14 protein-coding genes are annotated in these 18,804 nt (G+C 54.3%); 11 read left to right on the forward strand and 3 right to left on the reverse strand.

Annotated features, from left to right (window positions below):
* Positions 1-30 precede the first annotated feature (30 nt).
* Together ACFO1S_RS02800 and ACFO1S_RS02805 are read left to right on the forward strand one after the other, a co-directional pair.
* On the forward strand, positions 31-3,549 hold the full coding sequence (locus ACFO1S_RS02800; RefSeq protein WP_204600763.1) for a glycoside hydrolase family 48 protein: 3,519 nt from the start codon (positions 31-33) through the stop codon (positions 3,547-3,549).
* A gap of 314 nt (positions 3,550-3,863) precedes the next feature.
* Positions 3,864-4,586 carry an AraC family transcriptional regulator gene (locus ACFO1S_RS02805; RefSeq protein ID WP_204600762.1) on the forward strand — a complete coding sequence of 241 codons (723 nt, stop codon included), beginning with the start codon at positions 3,864-3,866 and terminating at the stop codon, positions 4,584-4,586.
* Positions 4,587-4,714: 128 nt separating this feature from the next.
* Here the strand turns inward: ACFO1S_RS02805 and ACFO1S_RS02810 are convergent, their stop codons facing one another.
* Positions 4,715-5,830, reverse strand: a complete 1,116-nt coding sequence (locus ACFO1S_RS02810; RefSeq protein ID WP_204600761.1) for an MGDG synthase family glycosyltransferase — start codon at positions 5,828-5,830, stop codon at positions 4,715-4,717.
* A 103-nt stretch (positions 5,831-5,933) separates the two neighbouring features.
* Here ACFO1S_RS02810 and kapB point away from each other — a divergent pair, with 103 nt between their 5' ends.
* From kapB to ACFO1S_RS02825, 3 genes are all read left to right on the forward strand, one after another.
* Positions 5,934-6,314, forward strand: coding sequence for a kinase-associated lipoprotein KapB (gene kapB / locus ACFO1S_RS02815; RefSeq protein ID WP_204600760.1), 381 nt, complete (start codon positions 5,934-5,936; stop codon positions 6,312-6,314).
* 169 nt (positions 6,315-6,483) lie between these two features.
* On the forward strand, positions 6,484-8,745 hold the full coding sequence (locus ACFO1S_RS02820; protein ID WP_204600759.1) for an Ig-like domain-containing protein: 2,262 nt from the start codon (positions 6,484-6,486) through the stop codon (positions 8,743-8,745).
* Between the two features lie 14 nt (positions 8,746-8,759).
* The gene (locus ACFO1S_RS02825) at positions 8,760-8,936 is read left to right on the forward strand and encodes a putative motility protein (RefSeq protein ID WP_204600758.1); all 177 of its coding nucleotides are present in this window, start codon (positions 8,760-8,762) and stop codon (positions 8,934-8,936) included.
* A 91-nt stretch (positions 8,937-9,027) separates the two neighbouring features.
* Here ACFO1S_RS02825 and ACFO1S_RS02830 read toward each other — a convergent pair whose 3' ends face one another.
* On the reverse strand, positions 9,028-10,311 hold the full coding sequence (locus ACFO1S_RS02830) for a stalk domain-containing protein (RefSeq protein WP_204600757.1): 1,284 nt from the start codon (positions 10,309-10,311) through the stop codon (positions 9,028-9,030).
* A 278-nt stretch (positions 10,312-10,589) separates the two neighbouring features.
* On the opposite strand from ACFO1S_RS02830, the gene gltB reads away from it, so the two are divergent.
* From gltB to ACFO1S_RS02860, 6 genes are all read left to right on the forward strand, one after another.
* The gene (gene gltB / locus ACFO1S_RS02835) at positions 10,590-15,194 is read left to right on the forward strand and encodes a glutamate synthase large subunit (RefSeq protein WP_204600756.1); all 4,605 of its coding nucleotides are present in this window, start codon (positions 10,590-10,592) and stop codon (positions 15,192-15,194) included.
* 981 nt (positions 15,195-16,175) lie between these two features.
* Positions 16,176-16,823, forward strand: coding sequence for a hypothetical protein (locus ACFO1S_RS02840; protein WP_204600755.1), 648 nt, complete (start codon positions 16,176-16,178; stop codon positions 16,821-16,823).
* A 2-nt stretch (positions 16,824-16,825) separates the two neighbouring features.
* Positions 16,826-17,353 carry an accessory gene regulator ArgB-like protein gene (locus tag ACFO1S_RS02845; protein ID WP_204600754.1) on the forward strand — a complete coding sequence of 176 codons (528 nt, stop codon included), beginning with the start codon at positions 16,826-16,828 and terminating at the stop codon, positions 17,351-17,353.
* On the forward strand, positions 17,350-17,478 hold the full coding sequence (locus ACFO1S_RS02850; RefSeq protein WP_204600753.1) for a cyclic lactone autoinducer peptide: 129 nt from the start codon (positions 17,350-17,352) through the stop codon (positions 17,476-17,478). Before ACFO1S_RS02845 ends, ACFO1S_RS02850 begins: the two co-directional genes overlap by 4 nt.
* 118 nt (positions 17,479-17,596) lie before the next feature.
* Positions 17,597-17,935 (forward strand): LytTR family transcriptional regulator DNA-binding domain-containing protein, encoded by a 339-nt coding sequence (locus ACFO1S_RS02855; RefSeq protein WP_378126205.1) that lies wholly within the window; start codon positions 17,597-17,599, stop codon positions 17,933-17,935.
* Positions 17,936-18,125: 190 nt separating this feature from the next.
* Positions 18,126-18,263: a hypothetical protein gene (locus ACFO1S_RS02860; protein ID WP_204600751.1), complete on the forward strand. Its 138-nt coding sequence runs from the start codon at positions 18,126-18,128 to the stop codon at positions 18,261-18,263.
* A gap of 95 nt (positions 18,264-18,358) precedes the next feature.
* Here ACFO1S_RS02860 and ACFO1S_RS02865 read toward each other — a convergent pair whose 3' ends face one another.
* Entirely contained in the window at positions 18,359-18,733 is a 375-nt protein-coding gene (locus ACFO1S_RS02865; RefSeq protein WP_204600750.1) for a helix-turn-helix domain-containing protein, read from the reverse strand.
* Positions 18,734-18,804 lie beyond the last annotated feature (71 nt).

Consider the following 18,804-nt stretch of genomic DNA (forward strand, 5'->3'; position numbering starts at 1 on the left):
TCTATTATCCTTAAGGAGGAATGACGAAAAATGGCACAAGGCTTGTATCGTAAAGGATTGGTCTGGTGGATCGCGCTCGCGCTGATCGTGTCCGCATTCGCCGGCTTGTGGGTGTCTCCTAAAGAGGCATCCGCGGCTACGGTGTACGAGGCCCGGTTCATGCAGATGTACAACCAGATCAAAAATCCGGCTAACGGCTACTTCTCGCCGGAAGGAATCCCCTATCATTCGATTGAAACGCTGCTTAGCGAAGCGCCGGACTACGGGCATATGACAACCTCTGAGGCTTACAGCTACTGGCTGTGGTTGGAGACATTGTATGGCTACTATACCGGAAACTGGGCCAATTTGGAGGCCGCTTGGGCCAGTATGGAGAAATATATAATTCCGATCAACGAAGGAGACGGCAAGGAAGAACAGCCGACGATGAGCTATTACAATCCGAGCAGCCCGGCTACCTACGCGGCCGAGAAGCCTTATCCGGATCAGTATCCATCTCAGCTCTCAGGGCAGTATGCAGCAGGATCGGATCCGCTGGACGCGGAGATGAAGGCCGCATACGGCAATAACCAGACGTACCTAATGCACTGGCTGGTGGACGTTGACAACTGGTACGGCTACGGCAATCTGCTCAATCCGTCGCACACGGCGACCTACGTCAATACGTTCCAGCGCGGAGAGCAGGAATCGGTTTGGGAAGCAATCACGCATCCCTCCCAGGACAACAAAACGTTCGGCAAGCCGAACGAAGGCTTTATGAGCCTATTCACCAAGGAAAATCAAGTCCCAGCGCCTCAATGGCGCTATACCAACGCCACCGATGCCGACGCGCGCGCCGTTCAGGTCATCTTCTGGGCTAAGCAGCTCGGCTTCAATAACACGGCGATTATCAATAAAGCGAAGAAGATGGGCGATTACCTTCGTTATGGCATGTTCGATAAGTATTTCCAACAAATCGGCAGCGCAAGCGACGGCTCGCCGGCTGCGGGAAGCGGCAAGAATTCTTCGATGTATCTCATGTCCTGGTACACGGCTTGGGGCGGAGGCCTCGGCAGCAGCGGCAACTGGGCTTGGCGCATCGGCGCAAGCCACGCGCATCAAGCCTATCAGAACCCAGTCGCGGCTTATGCGCTCGGAACGACTGCGGGCGGCATGGCTCCCGCATCGGCGACGGGTCAAGCGGACTGGAACGCATCTCTTACGAGACAGCTTGAATTCTACAACTGGCTGCTGTCCTCGGAGGGCGCGATCGGCGGCGGAGCTACGAATAGCTGGAATGGCGATTACAGCGCATATCCGTCCAGCGTCAGCACGTTCCACGGGCTCGCCTATCAGGAAAATCCGGTCTATCACGACCCGGGCTCGAACACCTGGTTCGGCTTTCAGGCTTGGCCGCTGGAGCGCGTGGCGGAAATCTATTACATCCTGGCAGCGAGCGGAGACACAACCTCGCAGAATTTCCAGATGGCCAAAAACGTCATTACGAAATGGACGGATTGGGCGCTCGATTATACGTTTGTCAACCAGCGTCCGGTGTCCGACAGCGACGGCTATTATCTGAACGGTTCGGGCAACCGCATTCTGGGCGGCAACAACCCGGTTGTGGCCACCGTATCCGCTCCCGGACAATTCTGGATTCCGGGCGGACAGGATTGGGTCGGCCAACCGGACAACTGGAACGGCTTCTCCTCCTTTACCGGCAACCCGAACTTCCATGTCATTACGAAGAATCCGACGCAGGATGTCGGCGTAATGGGAAGCTATGTTAAGGCGCTTACCTTCTTCGCGGCCGGAACGAAGGCGGAGACGGGCAACTTCACAACGCTCGGCAATCAGGCCAAAACGGCAGCCGATTCCTTGCTGGACGTCGCTTGGGGCTACAACGACGGCGTGGGCGTTGTCGTGGACGAAGAGCGCAAGGACTACAGCCGTTTCTTCACGAAGGAGATTTACTTCCCGGCAGGCTGGAGCGGTACCTTCGGCCAAGGCAATACGATTCCCGGAACCGGCGGCATCGCTTCCGACCCGTCCAAGGGCGGCAACGGAACTTATATCAGCTATGCGCAATTGCGTCCGAAAATCATGCTTGATCCGAAATGGTCCTACCTGTCGAACCTGTACAATACTTCCTTTAACCAGACGACGCAAACCTGGGATAACGGCGTACCGACATTCAAGTATCACCGCTTCTGGTCGCAGGTCGACATCGCGACGGCTTACGCCGAGTATGATCGTCTGATCGGCGCGGGCACAACCCCTACCGTTCCGGCCGCTCCAGCTACGTTGACGGCGACAGCGGGCAACGCGCAAGCGACGCTGAACTGGTCGGCATCCAGCGGCGCGACGAGCTACAACGTGAAGCGCGCGACGACGAGCGGCGGTCCGTACACGACCGTAGCGACGGGTGTGACGGGAACGAGCTATGTCAACACCGGCTTGACGAACGGCACGACGTATTACTATGTGGTTAGCGCAGTCAATTCGGCAGGAGAAAGCACGAATTCCGTTCAAGCCAGCGTAACGCCAAGCTCCGGAGTGACGGTTCCCGCAGCTCCGACGGGCTTGACCGCGACAGCGGGCAACGCGCAAGCGACACTGGGCTGGACGGCATCCGCCGGCGCGACGAGCTACAACGTGAAGCGCGCGACGACGAGCGGCGGACCGTACACGACCGTAGCGACGGGCGTAACGGGAACGAGCTATGTGAATACGGGCTTGACGAACGGCACGACGTATTACTATGTGGTCAGCGCAGTCAATTCGGCTGGCGAGAGCCCGAATTCCGCTCAGGTCAGCGTAACGCCAAGCTCCGGAGTGACGGTTCCCGCAGCACCAACGGGCTTGACGGCGACAGCGGGCAACGCGCAAGTGACCTTGGGCTGGACGGCATCCGCCGGCGCGACGAGCTATAACGTGAAGCGCGCAACGACAAACGGCGGCCCATACACGACCGTTGCGACGGGCGTGACGGGAACGAGCTATGTGAATACGGGGTTGACGAACGGAACGACCTATTATTACGTTGTCAGCGCAGTTAACGCAGCAGGCGAGAGCGCGAACTCGGCACAGGCGAGCGCGACTCCGACTGCGCCGACTACGGGCAGCCTCGTCGTCCAGTACAAGGCTGCGGATACGAACGCTACGGACAATCAGATCAAGCCTTTCCTGAACATTAAGAACACCGGAACTGCGGCTGTGAATTTGAGCACGCTCAAGGTGCGCTACTACTTTACGAAGGATGGCAGCGCGGCGATGAACGCTTGGATCGACTGGGCGCAAATCGGCGGATCGAACATTCAAGTGACGTTCGGCAGCGCTTCGGGCACCGGTGCGGATACGTACGCGGAGCTGTCGTTCACATCGGGAGCCGGCTCGATCGCGGCGGGGGGACAGACGGGGGACATTCAACTGCGGATGTCCAAGACGGACTGGACCAACTTCAACGAAGCGAACGATTATTCGTTCGACCCGACGAAGACGGCCTACGCGGACTGGAACAAGGTGACGTTGTATCAGAACGGTACGCTTGTGTGGGGAATTGAGCCTTGATCGACAACGATTGATGCAAGAGGTTCGGCGCTGGTAGAATCCGCGCCGGGCCTCTTTTTTCTCTTAAGGAGCCAAAAATACCGAATAAAATGTAAGCGATGTCATCAAAGTGCTATGTTGGTCATTTCAGTAGATAGATAGAAGCTGTCGGCTTCCTGTATAATGGCGAAAGGCCAGCCTTGCGCTCTTGAAGTAAATGCGGCCGAAGGAGGGGAAAACCGGATAGCAGAGGGAGTTTCTCGCAGATGGAAAGCACCGATTCGGTCCGATTTCGTTCCTGATAGAACGAATGGACATCATGAAGGAGGGAACTGATGAGTACTGCTGGTTACGAGAACAGCTGGGTATTGCCCATTCGGATAACGGTAAGAAAATGGCACATTCCCTTGCCCGATCGCGACCGCAATTTATTGGAATATGCCTTGTGCAACGCATCCGACGAATTGATCAGGCATCCGCTCCCCGGAGCGACCGTACGAATGCGCTTGGGAGCGGCCGTGTTCCTGTTCGGCTTGCCGACGCCGGAGCAGATCCTGTCCGGTCTGGAGCATCGCTGCAGATCGCTGAGGAAGGCGGCAAAAACCTATTTGTACGCCGACGTCGATATCGAGATCGGAGATACCGTCGCCATGCGGGAGCTCCCCCAAGAGAAGATGGACGAACCGCCGGCCGACGGCAGGGTCGGAAGGCCGCCCAGACCGCTCAACGTCCAAGCCGACGACGCGCTGCTTCGCCGGATACTCCAATACATCGAGGAGCATCTGCCCGAACCGCTTACCCGCGAGGAGATCGCGCATCACGTCCACTTTCATCCGGCCTACCTTTCCCGTTATTTTCGCAAGAAAACCGGATGGTCGTTATCCGAATATATCGTTCGCCAGAGGATCGAACATGCTAAGGAGATGTTGACGCAATCGGAACTACGAATCAGCCACATCATGAGCCGCTTGGGCTACGACAATTTATCCCATTTTACGCGTACGTTCAAGAAACTGACGGGGGTCACCCCGATGCAATTCCGCAAAAAAATTCAATAGACGGAGCGGGGGCATCCTCTCCATTCCATCGCGCCTATGCGAAAGAAGCACCTTCTCCACTGTATCGTGGACGAAGGTGCTTCTGCGTGTGCTTCCGTTAAGGGCTGCTGCAAGCGCTCTCCAGCATTCTATTTCATAAGAGCGAGCACCGCTTCGGAGCATTTGGCGGGATGATATTCGGCATTGCGCAGCGCCAGCAAAGTATCGCGGTGCTGGTCGGCCGCATAAGGCTCCTGGATCAGTCGGAACCAGCGGTCGATCATCTCGTTGTTCGTCATCAGTTCTCCAAAGCCGTGAGTGACGAAATACTCCGCGTTCTCTTCCTCCTGCCCGGGAATCGGCTCGTAAAAAAGCATAGGGATTCCTTTGGCCATGCCCTCTGTGCACGTCATGCCTCCCGGCTTCGTGACCAGCAGATCGGAGACGTCCATCAGCTTGCTGATCTCCTTCGTAAAGCCGATTACGTGAATGTTGGGATGCTGGAATTTCGGATCGGCGAGCAATTTCTCTCTGGCTTTGTCGTTATTGCCCGTGCAGAGGATAATCTGTACGCGATCGGCATGCGAGGTCATATATTCGACCAGTTCCTCCCCGTACAGAAGCCCCCAGCCTCCGCCCATGATGAGTACGGTAGGCATGTCCTTCAGATTGAACTGGGACAGGATCTCCGCCCGGTCGTGAGGATGCCAGAAGTTCGGATGTACGGGGATGCCCGTAACCTCGATGGAGGAGGGCGGCACTCCGCGCGCGATCAGCTTGTTCCGTACGGCAGGCGTGCTGACCAGATAGGTATTGACTTCGGGATTCGTCCAGGTCGCATGGGCATCGTAATCCGTAATCAGCGTATACAAAGGAATGTCCAGGCCCAGCCGTTTCAGGCGACTCACGACGGCATTGGGGATGGGATGGGTACAGACGATAGAATCCGGCTTCAATTGGCGGACGACGTCCGAGACCTGATTGTAAAAAATGCGATGAAGCGCGAATTGCGTCATGCGGTTAAGGGATTTATGATAGGCGCTTCGGTACATCTTACCGACTAGCTTGGGCTGTTTGCTCACGGTTTTACGGTAGGCGGACAGAATAAGCGGACCGATGACGGGATTCAAGAAAGTACCGAGCTCGATCACCCGGGTCTGAATCTTCGGGGATAGCTGGCGCAGCCCGACTGCGAGCGCGTATGCCGCTTGGGTATGTCCGGTACCGAAACCTTCGGAAAGCAGCAGAACTCGTTTTTTACGCATCTGAAATAATCCTCCACTTTTCCTACTTCCATATTACGCTTAAGAAGGTCGGCGAACAAGTGGTACAATAAGAAGAATCCGGTCGAATAAGGGGATGACGACAATGAGTAAGGCCGATGTCGGCAATGAAATCGTGAAAATCAGCTATAAAACGGGCGACTACATAGGAGAGATCGCCGATCGCGACGAGCGGCGCGCTTTGGTTAAGGTGCTCGCGGTGCTGCAGCATCCGACGCAAGGGGATTTGCACAGCGCCTATGATCCGGACGCGGCTATGTTCCATGAACGACGGGCATTGTCCTATACCGAGAAGGTTTGGGTGCCGAGGCAGACGGTTCAGCCCTACACGGGGGCAATTCCGGAATATCGCGAATCTCTGCGTACGGCGCTTGGACTGGAGAGGGAGCGGGTCGACCGTCTGCGTCGATGGGCGGAGAAATGCCTCGCCAATCTGGAAACGCTGCATAAGGACTACGGGCTCTAACTAACCGGACTCCATGAAGCTGCAACATAGGCTTATCGGCCTAAATTGCAGCTTTTTTTACTGAAAATATTCTGAATTTCCGTTTCCATCTTCAGGAATCCGTCAGAGAAGCCGTTATTATAGTGAAGACCCAAATTCGAATTTCTGCTTATGGAGGATATGCTTAACAATGAAAACGTGGAGCGCAAAAGCGAAACATCCGTCCCAGTCGTCACGTCAAGGAATCATTTATAATCGTATTCTCGTTTTGTTTCTTGCGATTGCACTGGCAGGAGGCTCCTTCGGAGGAGTCGCCGCAGCCGCCGACGATGTCGCCGTATCCGTGTACATTACTTCGACGTCGCAAGAGCCGGGTAAGCTCTACGTCGACGATAATTCGATTATTCTGAACGCTTACGTCAGCATGTCGTTGTCCGGGGACAAAAATGTAACCGAGGATGCGACCTGGACCTCGACGTCTTCGAACGTGAAGGTGTCCAAGGGCGTCGTAACCGCGACAGGGCCGGTAGCCTCTGCCACGATTACGGCGAGATACAAGGAAAAGACGGATACGTTTATCGTAACCGCAGAACAGTATTTCGACGAGGTAAAGCTTAAGCTGAATTCCGCTGATGCGGCGGATGAGCTTGATGCCTATCTGGGCACGAACCTGAATCTGTCCGCCGTCGGAATCAAAGGCTCGACCAGCGAGGACGTGACTTCAACGGCGACCTGGACATCTTCCAATTCGACTGTCGCCACGGTCGACAAAGGCGTCGTTAAGCCGCTCGCCGAGGGCGAAGTGAAGATTACGGTCAAGAGCAAGGGGAAGACGGATTCCGTCGAGCTTAAGATCAAATCCCCTTATGAGGAAATTCAGATCCGCAATGCGGCAGGCAATGTTTATTCAGGCCCGCTAGAGCTGACGGTAGGAACGGACAATGCATTGACGCTTACGGCATACGCCAAATCGAAGTCGGGCTCCTATGAAGCGATTAGCGACGATGCGACCTGGACGAGCAGCAATACGGCCGTTGTGAAGGTCGAGGAGAAGGGCAAGCTGACCGTCGTCGGCAAGGGAACGGCGATCGTCACGGCGAAAAGGCTGGGCGGCGCGGGAACGCTGACGGTTATCGTTAAGACGCCTTACGAAGCATTGAAGATCACGCCGGAGAAGCCGATCTATACGACGCTATACGGCGCCAAGGTAGAGCTGACCGCAACGGCCAACAGCGGCTCGACCGGTGCGAAGGACGCAACCGACCTGGTAGAATGGAAAATTTCCGACGAGGATCAAGCCGTGGCGGTCATTGAGAAGGCCGCTAACGGCAAGACCTATGTCGTACCTAAGGGAGCGGGTACGGCGGAGATCAAAGTATCTTATCTGGGACTGTCCAAGTCCCTTACGGTTAACGTGTCACCCACGATTGAGTCGATTACGGTAGCCAAGGATACGCTTGACGTATTCGCCGAAGAAACAGTTACGCTGCCGACAGTAACGGGCACGCTGCTGACCGGGGAAACCAAGGATGTCGGCAGCTACGTTCAATGGACTTCCGACAATGAAAATGTCGTTGTTCTGGAGGAGAGCGGGAAGTGGAAGGCCGTAGGCAACGGCACGGCAACGCTCACTGCGCAAGTAGGCGGCGTCATGGGAACGACGCTGACGAAGACGGTAACCGTCAACGTGCACAACAAGATTTTAACGTTGATTCCTGCCCAGGATACGATCAGCGTCGTCATCGGCAGGGAGGTCGATCTGCCGACCGTGCGCCTCATCTACGAGAACGGCGAGGAAGAAGTGATTACGGACAAGGTGACGTGGAAGTCCTCTACGGCTAATTTGCTTGTCAAGCCAACATCGATGAAAGGGCTGCTGGCGGCCAACGCGACGTTAACGGGCACTTATCTGAATAAAACGGTTAAAGTCAAGGTGACGGTCGAAGAGGAGTTTACCTCGTTCGCGATTACGCCGGCCAAGGTAAGCGTGACGCTTAACCGCACGCAAACGGTTAAGGTTGTTGGAACGACGAAAAGCGGGAAAAAGGTTACGCTGAGCTCGCGTGTGGATTGGAAAGCTTCCAACGAGGAGCATGTGACGATCAAAGGCTCCACCGTAAGGGGACTGACCGAAGGCTCAGGCACACTGACTGCAAGCGTTCAAGGCAAACCGCTTGAGATCCCTTACGTGGTCACGGCGAAGCTGACGAAGCTGACCGCGTCCGAAACCTCCTTTAAGGCGGTCGCGGGCAACCAGTTCAGCGTGTCGGTGACGGCGCTTTACGAGAACGGCAAAACCGCTAACGTTACCTCTCAAGCGACCTGGACAACATCCAAGCCTTCCGTCGCCACGGTGACGAACGGCCAAATCTCGGTCAAAGCCAAAGGCTCCGCGACAATTAAAGGAACCTTCGGCGGAAAATCGGTTACAATTCGCGTTTCGGCGAAATAAGGGGAGGAATGAGCTTGAGCAGCATCAGCGGAATCGGCGCGATAAGTGCTGCAAGCCTTAGGCAGCAGATTAGCATAGCCGTGTTGTCCAACTCGTTGGACATCGTGCAGCAGCAGGGTCAGCAGATGGTTCAAGCGCTGCAGACGAGCATTCCTTCGAATGTGGGACAGCAACTGGACGTTAAAGTGTAAGCCGGCAACATCAAAAAGGTTGAACCTGAGCTTGGATAGCTCGGTTCAACCTTTTTTTTGGAGATTCGCGGGCATACTAATCGGAATGAAATCAGAAGTTGATGAATGCGGTCATGATGGGCTTGCGGAAGACGACCTGATAGTTCAAGCCTTCGCTGATAACGGCAAGAGGAACGTAGGTTTTCTGCAGCTTTCCGACTTGCTGGAAGTAGGCGGGCGTGCTGATCGCCTTCGGGACTCCGTTCACGAGAATGGACTTTGAGCCGATGGTGACGACAACCTCCTTGTCCTCTTTCTTGAACACGGCTGTTTTCGTCTTCTGGCTCCACTTCAACTGGGCCCCTACGGCATCCGCAACGTCCCTAAGCGCCAGAAACGTGGTGTTGTTCACGGTAACGGGCGTGCTGGGAGGCTCCTTGCCGTTAATGACGACGGTTAGAGGGACATCGGAAGCTCTGGGGGCGGGCTTGCGGTAGCCGTCCTTCCAGATCGCTTCGGCGAAGGCTTGAGCCATGGCCTCGTATCCGGCTTGCTTGGGATGAATATCGAACCCTTCCCATTGATTGAAATACGTATAGGCATTCTCGCGGCCTTCAAACTTCTTGGAGACGTGCGCGATCTTCAAGGGGATGCCGTTGCGGTTGGAAGCCTCGGCGTATAAGTCCAAATGCTCGGAGAGTTCTTTCACCTTACCGTTCAGCAGCGGATATAGCTCGTGTCCTTTGAATAACGGCAAGTACTGATCGGCCAGCACGAGTTTGGCGGACGGCGCCAACTCATGCAAGCGAGTCATCATTTTATCCAAATCTTCGGTGTAATCCTTCATTGTTTTCTGAAAGGCATCCTGTATAATTTGTCGTGCGGATGTCGTAGACTGGCCGTTGATAGCTTTGACGACCGAACTGAAGTCGTTGCCTCCGATCGTGAGCACGACAAGATCGGCTTGGGCGAGATCATGGGCCAGTTCTTTCGTCTTTCCGGCGATTGTGTCGGCTTGCTCGACCACTCGGGGATCGTAAGCGGAGAAATCCTGAAGCTCCGAAGAAGCGAGCGGCTTGCCCTCTGCGGCACCCTCCAGAAGACGGACAAGTCCGGGGGTCGTCAGTCCCATGATGGCGTAATTGGAAAGTTGGGATCGTTCCCGGAACAGGGATTGCTCCAGAATCCGATCGACGTAGCCGTATGGAGCCTCTGCTCCGCTGATGATTGCATCCTTAGGCTCAAAGCCGACGCTTACCGAGTCTCCCAGCGCAACGATCCGCTGCGCTTTGGGCTCAAGCTGCGTACCGGCAGCGGATGCGGAAGCCGCGGTTGCCGTCAGCGCGATGGCCGATGCGGCAAGAGCGAGCAAGGAACGACGTAGTGCAAGTTGCATGGACTTGATTCCTCCTTTTATGTAGCCATTGCCGGTGAAGCGCGAAGCTTAAGGTTATCGGCTTTATAAAAACATTGAATTGCCATTCGTTTCGCGAGGGTGGTAAAATAACTTATCATTTCGCGAATATTTAGAAAATTTACTGCCGACAGTCCACGACGTTCAAATCCCCCGTTAGTGCCGCTGCCCCTCCAATAGCTTTATTCTAGGTGAATAAGGATGGGATTTGAAGCGTTTTTGCATATTTTCCTACACTGCGCACAGAAAGGTTGATATACATGGTAGAAATGCGTAAAGGTCTTCCCGTCAAGCAAGGGATGTACGACCCGCAGTTCGAGAAAGACGCATGCGGCATGGGCTTTGTCGCTCATATCAAGGGCAAGAAATCGCACGATATCGTCGAGCAGGCTTTAACGCTGCTATTCAACATGGAGCATCGCGGCGGCCAGGGCAGCGAGCCGAGCACCGGAGACGGCGCGGGAATTCTGCTGCAAATTCCGCATGGCTTCTTCGAAGCGGAAACGGCAAAGCTCGGTTTCACGCTGCCGGAAGCGGGACAATATGCGGTGGCGATGACCTTCCTTCCGACAGAGGATGACATTCGCCGCAAGCATGAGGAAATCTTCGAAGGCATTATCGCCGAAGAAGGGCAAACCCTGATCGGCTGGCGCACAGTGCCGACCAATGACGAGCCGCTGGGCCAATCCTCGAAGAAGGTCAAGCCTTTCGTTCGTCAAGCGTTCATCGCACGCTCGGCGGCGTTGGCAAGCGATCTGGCGTTCGAGCGCAAGCTGTACGTCATCCGCAAGCGCGCGGAGCAGGCAATCCGCTACTCGGACATCGAAGGCGCCGACATGTTCTACTTCCCGAGCTTCTCCAGCAAGAAGATCGTATACAAAGGGATGCTGACGACTGAGCAGGTCGGTCTATTCTATCCCGAGCTGCACGATCCGCGGCTGGAGACGGCGATGGCGCTCGTTCACTCGCGCTTCAGCACGAACACGTTCCCGAGCTGGGAGCGGGCGCATCCCTTTAACTATTTAATCCATAACGGGGAGATCAACACGCTGCGCGGCAACATCAACTGGATGCACGCCCGCCAGACGCTGTTCCAATCCGAGCTGTTCGGCGACGATCTGGAGAAGATCAAGCCGATTATCGCACCGGACGGGTCCGATACGGCGATGTTCGATAATACGTTCGAATTCATGTACTTGGCAGGTCGCTCCATGGCGCATGCGGCGATGATGATGGTTCCGGAGCCATGGCAGAACGACGAGCATATGGACGAAGAGAAAAAAGCTTTCTATGAATATCATGCGTGTCTGATGGAGCCATGGGATGGTCCTGCAGCAGTAGGCTTCACGGACGGCGTTCAAATCGGCGCTGTTCTCGATCGCAACGGACTGCGGCCCGCACGGTACTATGTCACGAAGGACGATCTGATTGTGCTTGCTTCGGAAGCGGGCGTTATCGAAATTCCGCAAGAGGACATCGTTGTGAAGGATCGCCTGCGCCCTGGTCGGATATTGCTTGTGGACACGAAGGAAGGCCGCATCATCTCCGACGAAGAGGTGAAGCGTTCGATTGTGACGGAGCATCCTTACCGGGAATGGCTGAACGATCATCTCGTCGACCTAGAGGATCTCCCGGAAGCGCCGGAGCTGCCGGAGCCCGATCATGAGACGGTTCAGTCGCGTCAGCAAGCGTTCGGCTATTCGTTCGAGGATGTTCGTAAGATCATGGAGCCGATGGCTCTGACGGGCATCGAGCCGCTGGCTTCGATGGGATACGATTCTCCGCTGGCCGTGCTTTCCGAGAAGCCGCAGCGTCTGTTCAACTACTTCAAGCAGCTGTTTGCCCAAGTTACAAATCCGCCGATCGATGCGATTCGCGAGGAAATCGTCACTTCAACCTATACGACGGTCGGACCTGAGCGGAACCTGCTGAATCCCGAGCCGGAAAGCTGTCGGCACATCCGTCTATACACGCCGATATTGTCCAACGAGGAATTCGCCAAGCTCCGGCATGTACACCGTCCGGGCTTCAAGTCGAGCACGCTGCCGATTTTCTTCTCGGCGAAGGAAGGCGAGCAGGGACTGCGCGACGCTCTGAAGCTGCTGTGCGAAGCGGCGGACCGCCTGATTGCCAGAGGACATAACATACTCATTCTGTCCGACAAAGGCATCGATGCCGACAATGCGGCGATTCCGTCCCTGTTGGCCGTATCCGCCCTGCATCATCACTTGATTCGTCAAGGCACGCGGACCAAGGTGAGCATTCTTCTCGAATCGGGCGAACCGCGCGAGGTGCATCACTTCGCACTGCTCGTCGGCTACGGCGTCAGCGCGGTGAACCCTTACCTGGCGTTCGAGACGCTGGACGACCTGATCCGTCAAGGCATGATACGTAATGTTTCGCATGAGAAAGCCGTCAAGAATTTCATCAAAGCCGCAACCAAAGGCGTCGTGAAGGTATTGTCCAAGATGGGCATCTCGACGATTCAGTCCTATCGCGGCGCGCAGATTTTCGAAGCGGTCGGTCTCAATACGGAAGTGGTGGAGCAGTTCTTTACGGGAACGGCTTCCCGCATTGAGGGCATCGGGCTTGACGTGATTACGCGCGAGACGCTGGGAGCGCACAACCGCGCTTATTCCGAGCAGCAAGGAGCCGAGCGGGAGCTGGATTCCGGCGGAGATTATCAGTGGCGCAAAGGCGGAGAAGACCATCTCTTTAATCCGCAGACGATCCACACGCTGCAGATGGCGACCCGAACCGGCAATTACGCTACGTACAAGAAATATTCCGCTCTTGTTCAGGGCGAGTATGAGCAAGTTCGTACGCTGCGTTCGCTGCTGCAATTCAAGCACGACCAGCCTTCCGTGCCGCTCGAAGAGGTCGAGCCGGTCGAGTCGATCTTCAAGCGCTTCAAGACCGGCGCCATGTCCTTCGGCTCGATCAGCAAGGAGGCCCACGAGGCGCTGGCCATCGCTATGAACCGCATCGGCGGGAAGTCGAATTCCGGCGAAGGCGGAGAAGACCCGGCGAGATATACGCCGGATGCCAACGGCGATTCTCGCCGCAGCGCGATCAAGCAGGTGGCCTCGGGACGCTTCGGCGTGACGAGCTATTATCTGTCGAACGCGGAGGAGATTCAGATCAAGATGGCGCAAGGCGCCAAGCCGGGCGAAGGCGGTCAACTGATGGGCCGTAAAGTGTATCCTTGGGTTGCCGAGGTGCGCGGCACAACCCCTGGCGTTGGCTTGATCTCGCCGCCGCCGCATCACGATATTTACTCGATTGAAGACCTTGCCGAGCTGATTCACGATCTCAAGAACGCGAACCCTCGCGCACGGATTAACGTCAAGCTTGTATCCGAGGTCGGCGTAGGCACGATCGCGGCGGGCGTAGCCAAGGGGCGCGCCGACGTGATTTTGGTTTCCGGCTATGACGGAGGTACGGGAGCTTCTCCGATCGGATCTATCCGGCATGCGGGCTTGCCCTGGGAGTTAGGGCTTGCCGAGACGCACCAAACGTTAATTCTTAACAATCTGCGGGATCGGGTTGTCGTCGAAACCGACGGCAAGATGATGACGGGACGCGATATCGCGATCGCCACCTTGCTTGGCGCGGAAGAGTTCGGCTTCTCTACGGCACCGCTTGTCGTTCTTGGCTGCGTTATGATGCGTGTCTGCCAGCTGGACACCTGTCCGGTAGGCGTCGCGACGCAGAATCCGGAGCTGCGCAAGAAATTTATGGGCGATCCCGAGTATGCCGTTAATTTCATGAAGTTCGTGGCGGAGGAATTCCGTGAAATTATGGCGGAGCTTGGCTTCCGCACGGTTGAAGAGATGGTCGGACGCGTAGACCGGCTCGATACGAAGCTCGCTATTAAACATTACAAGACGGAAGGCATCGACCTGACGCCGCTCCTTCATATGCCAGAGCTTCCGGAAGGCTCTTATCGTCACAATGCGAAGGGGCAGGATCACCTGCTTCACGAATCGCTGGATATGCAGTCGCTGCTGGCGGCAGCCGAATCGGCGTTGGAGAGCAAAGAGCGCGTTGCGGGAACGTTCCCGATCAAGAATACGAACCGCGTCGTCGGAACGATCGTCGGCTCCGAGGTGACGCACCGCTACGGCAAGAACGGCTTGCCGGAGGACACAATCCGCTTCCACTTCGTCGGAACCGCCGGCCAAAGCTTCGGGGCATTCCTTCCGCAAGGGATGACGCTGACGCTGGAAGGCGACTCTAACGACTATGTAGGCAAGGGATTGTCCGGCGGCAAGATCGCCATCTATCCGTCTCCGGCAGCGCCCTTCAAGGCGGAGGATAATGTGATCATCGGCAACACCGCGTTCTATGGCGCCACAAGCGGCGAAGCATACGTCCGAGGCGTTGCGGGAGAGCGATTCGCAGTCCGCAACAGCGGCGTGAAGGTCGTCGTGGAAGGTGTCGGGGATCACGGCTGCGAATACATGACCGGAGGCCGCGTCGTGGTTCTCGGACAGACGGGACGCAACTTCGCGGCGGGGATGTCCGGCGGAATCGCCTATGTTGTCGATTGGGATGGACAATTCGTCAAGCGCTGCAACTTCGAGATGGTCGGATTGGAAGGCCTGGAGGATGCGAACGAGATTGCCGAGGTTCGTGCCATGATCGCCAATCACGTGCAATATACGAAGAGCGACCTGGGTCGCAGGGTGCTCGAAGGCTGGAGCGACATCGTAGGCAAAATTGTAAAAGTCATTCCTAAGGACTACAAGCGGATGATGGAGCAGATTGCCAAGGTGGAGGCTCAGGGATTAAGCGGAGAACAGGCGCTGCTGGCCGCGTTCGAAGCCAATATGCGGGACTTGTCCCGCGCAGGCGGAAGCTGAGCAGCGTAGAATGACGCGAATAAGAAGCACCGATGGGTTAGCCTGAAAGCAGGCGGCCCGTCGGTGTTTTTTTGCGCTGTGCCGAAGGACGGCGAAGCCGGGTTTACTTTAAGTAAATTGCTGTAAGTTGCTATGGCTGGCGCTAAGTTGCTGTGATTCACCCTAAGTTGCAGGACCGCCATAAGTAGCTGAGTCACCCTAAGTTACTGGAGCGCCATAAGTAGCTAAGTCACTTGGATGATTGAATTACTTAATCCTCTGGCCCCCCAGGTTTGCGGACATCAGAGACCTTAATTTTTTGAAATCAGAGCGATTTTTAGGATGATGTGGACCTGAGAGCCGTTAAATGGTCGAGAATCCCTCAAATTTACGAAATATAGAGTGAATAACGGCGCTCATGTCCGCGACGAGCTTAAATACTGGGGAAATCGCACGAATAAAGGCTCCTATGTCCGCCACACCATCGACGCCAATGAGGAACCGCCCCCCACTAGCACAAGATGCTTAATCAACCGCTATCTAAGCACCAAGCTGCTCTCAAGCACCAAGCTGCTCCCAAGCACCAAGCTACTCCAAGCACCAAGCTACTCCAAGCACCAAGCTACTCCAAGCACGAAGCTACTCCAAGCGCCAATGTAGCTGAATCACCCTAAGTTGCAGGACCGCTATAAGTTGCTGAATCACTTTGGATGATTGAATGACTCTCTAAATCGCCTGGACCCTCCAGGTTTGCGGACATCAGAGACCTTATTCTAACCCGATAGAATTGGAGACGTTGGTAAGGTTTGAATAGGACGGGGGACCGAGCGCTTAGCCGATCTTCAGAAAGATAAAGACAGGTTTCGAGTGAGGACTGGAGAATTCAGGCAGAAAAGCTAAAAAAATGAGCCTATTGGCCGATGCAAAACTATAAAAATCTTTCATATTGGCAAATTAAGGTGTAAAATGGAAGAGTATAGATTAGAATGCAGGAGGCACAAAATGTCTCAATTTCTGTTGGATGTTGGGGTTAACGTGTTCGAAGTGATGGCCATCATGACTTTGATGCTAGCCACCTTTCGCTTCTCGCTTAAAGGTTACATCCCTCATGTCTTTATTGCTGCAGCAGTCATGGCTCAATCGTCCTATCTGATGCGTTTTGTTTTTGAATTAGACAGCATTACTCCGCTGGTCATGCTGGGCTGGTTTTTCATTTTCGCATGGCTGATCTTTCGGATTCATCCGTTTTACGCGTTATTGATGGTTGTGACCAGCTATCTGATCTATCTCACCATCCAGTCGATGATTCTGCTGTTGCTGCGCACGGGACTCGATATGGAGCAGATTACGGGCAGTTTCCTCAATGTTAAGTTGATCCAGGTTGCCGGGTCGGCGATCACCATCAGCATTGCGTACGGGATGCTGAGGAAGAGAATCGGATTTTCATTCGTTCCCGATCGTTCTGTCGAGAAGGTTGCGGTAACCGGCGTAAACCTGGTCCTGCTGCTAATCTCTCTTATCGCCTGCTTCTTCATCTCCGGCGTTGCCTACATTTTTATTAATTATACCTTCTTATACAGCACCTTAAGCACGTTGTTTCTTCTATCTGTAATGCTGCTGGTCTTTTTGGCCTTTAGAAAGGAGCTGTAGAAATGATAGAAGCAGTGTCCGAACGAATCAGCGATTATGTGTATCGCCACAACGATAGAAAGCACGTCAGCAAGGAAGTAATGAGGTATGCGCTTATTTCCATTCTGACGAATGTTGCGACGGTCATCCTAAGCTTGTTGATCGGGTTAATGAACGGGAAGTTTCAGGAGACCTGTCTTGCTCTGCTCGTGATAGGCGTATTGCGGTACCTAGCTGGAGGGCATCACTTGAAATCGCCTGTGCTTTGTATTCTTGCCTCGTCGGCAGCGGTTGCGGTCGTCCCTTATATCACCTTGAACACTCCCGTCCTGCTTGCGTTTACTCTCGTAAGCGCATTGCTGGTGTGGAGATATGCTCCTGTCGATTTCAAGAATCATACCCTCTTATCCGACCGGAGGCTCAAGGTAATGAAGTTGATTGCATTGGTATTAGTACTATCCAATTTCCTGATTCAATCCGATATATTGGCGGTCTCCTGGATGATTGTCGCGCTTACGCTATTACCCTATAAAGGAGGTGAAATAAGATGAATAGAAGAATCTTCACCGTATTGGCAACGGTACTCGGCATGGCTGCGACTCTATTTGTTACAACTGCATGTATGGGAGCAGTAGGTCACCGTCCAGAAGTGCCCGCAGAATTAATGAAGAGATAATCGGGGGGCGGTTGCCGGAATTGCCTCGGCAGCCGCTGTCCGCAAGGATTCTTAAGTGGAGTGGAGCATAGTGATTCAACCTGTCACAAAGGATCGAAACAACGATGGTGAAGTTATCATGATGGATATGGCTCAGGTACTTTATATCCAGACAGAGGACGGAGCGGTCGTCTTTCTAACGTCCGAGGGCAGGTTCTATCCTCTCGTTCCGTCTCTAAGCATGTATGCCAAGCACACTGAGCAGATCGGCTTTCAGAAATTGGATCGCACCAATCTTGTGAATATGAATTTAATAAGAAGATTCGACGAGAAAAGAGGACTCGTATTTTTTGAGAAGGAGGAGGATGCGAACAGCCAGAGCGCTATCGTCGCTTTTATGAATCTATCCAAGCTAAAATCGGTCATTATGGCTTGGATCGAGAGGAACGCAAACAAAACGGACAAAGGGGAATCTTGATTACGATAAGGTAAAATAAAGGAAAATAACAAATATTGTATATTTCGTGAGGAAAGCCGGGACTTCGACAAAAGTTCCGCTTAAAATAATCGGGTTCCGCCCCATCTCTCGACACCCTCTGCATCCTTGATCTCCTATACTAATCTTAGTGTTTCATAACCGGAATCGTAGAGAGGGTATGAGAGCGGAGATGGAGAAGGATATGCCGATAGATCACGCTACACATAAGCAGCCTTTGGAAATTGACATCCGCAACATATTGGAACAATTGGGCATCAGCAAGGATAAATGGCCTGAAGAATACAAAAAGCCGATTGGCAAAGCATAGTCGCGGCACTCTACGAAACGAATAAAAAACCTCGCAGTCTGCGAGGTTTTTATTATTTTTAAAACGTACCGCAGCACGGCGAAGCCGTTTTAATATTAATCTTGATTCATATTCCGTTCGGCGCGCACGAAGGCGATAAAGCGTCGGGCTTCCTCCGGTGTCAGAGTCTGGCCGTCAATCGTAAGCTTGAAGCGCTCCAGGAGCTGCTCGTCGGAGAGCTCCAGCTCATCCGCGAACTGGCGTATGTCAGGGTCCAATACAGCATTCGATTGATGCGTTCTCCCTACCAAAAAATCCATAGATACCTTAAACAAGTCCGCGAACTTGCCTAACGTTTCGGTGTCCGGCTCCCGTCGGCCCTTCTCATAGTGGGATAAAGCCGCCCGCGAGATGCCTAGGGATGTTGCGAGTTCTTCTTGGGTTAAGCCGCGTTGGTCTCTTAGAAAGGCGAGACGACTTCCGATATTCATCAGATCCCTCCCAGGATGTTCGATAATTTCATCATAATATGGAAGAAGGACAATTGCACTAAATGCGACGA

Source organism: Cohnella boryungensis (genome assembly GCF_042651945.1).
GTDB classification, from domain to species: Bacteria; Bacillota; Bacilli; order Paenibacillales; family Paenibacillaceae; genus Cohnella; species Cohnella boryungensis.

What these genes read in the sequence shown, in the direction of transcription:
- ACFO1S_RS02845 (WP_204600754.1), top strand. Translation starts at nt 16,826, where the DNA reads ATGATAGAAGCAGTGTCCGAACGAATCAGCGATTATGTGTATCGCCAC.
- ACFO1S_RS02865 (WP_204600750.1), bottom strand. Translation starts at nt 18,733, where the DNA reads ATGAATATCGGAAGTCGTCTCGCCTTTCTAAGAGACCAACGCGGCTTA.
- ACFO1S_RS02820 (WP_204600759.1), top strand. Translation starts at nt 6,484, where the DNA reads ATGAAAACGTGGAGCGCAAAAGCGAAACATCCGTCCCAGTCGTCACGT.
- ACFO1S_RS02855 (WP_378126205.1), top strand. Translation starts at nt 17,597, where the DNA reads ATGATGGATATGGCTCAGGTACTTTATATCCAGACAGAGGACGGAGCG.
- gltB (WP_204600756.1), top strand. Translation starts at nt 10,590, where the DNA reads ATGGTAGAAATGCGTAAAGGTCTTCCCGTCAAGCAAGGGATGTACGAC.
- ACFO1S_RS02850 (WP_204600753.1), top strand. Translation starts at nt 17,350, where the DNA reads ATGAATAGAAGAATCTTCACCGTATTGGCAACGGTACTCGGCATGGCT.
- kapB (WP_204600760.1), top strand. Translation starts at nt 5,934, where the DNA reads ATGAGTAAGGCCGATGTCGGCAATGAAATCGTGAAAATCAGCTATAAA.
- ACFO1S_RS02800 (WP_204600763.1), top strand. Translation starts at nt 31, where the DNA reads ATGGCACAAGGCTTGTATCGTAAAGGATTGGTCTGGTGGATCGCGCTC.
- ACFO1S_RS02805 (WP_204600762.1), top strand. Translation starts at nt 3,864, where the DNA reads ATGAGTACTGCTGGTTACGAGAACAGCTGGGTATTGCCCATTCGGATA.
- ACFO1S_RS02840 (WP_204600755.1), top strand. Translation starts at nt 16,176, where the DNA reads ATGTCTCAATTTCTGTTGGATGTTGGGGTTAACGTGTTCGAAGTGATG.
- ACFO1S_RS02810 (WP_204600761.1), bottom strand. Translation starts at nt 5,830, where the DNA reads ATGCGTAAAAAACGAGTTCTGCTGCTTTCCGAAGGTTTCGGTACCGGA.
- ACFO1S_RS02830 (WP_204600757.1), bottom strand. Translation starts at nt 10,311, where the DNA reads ATGCAACTTGCACTACGTCGTTCCTTGCTCGCTCTTGCCGCATCGGCC.
- ACFO1S_RS02860 (WP_204600751.1), top strand. Translation starts at nt 18,126, where the DNA reads ATGGAGAAGGATATGCCGATAGATCACGCTACACATAAGCAGCCTTTG.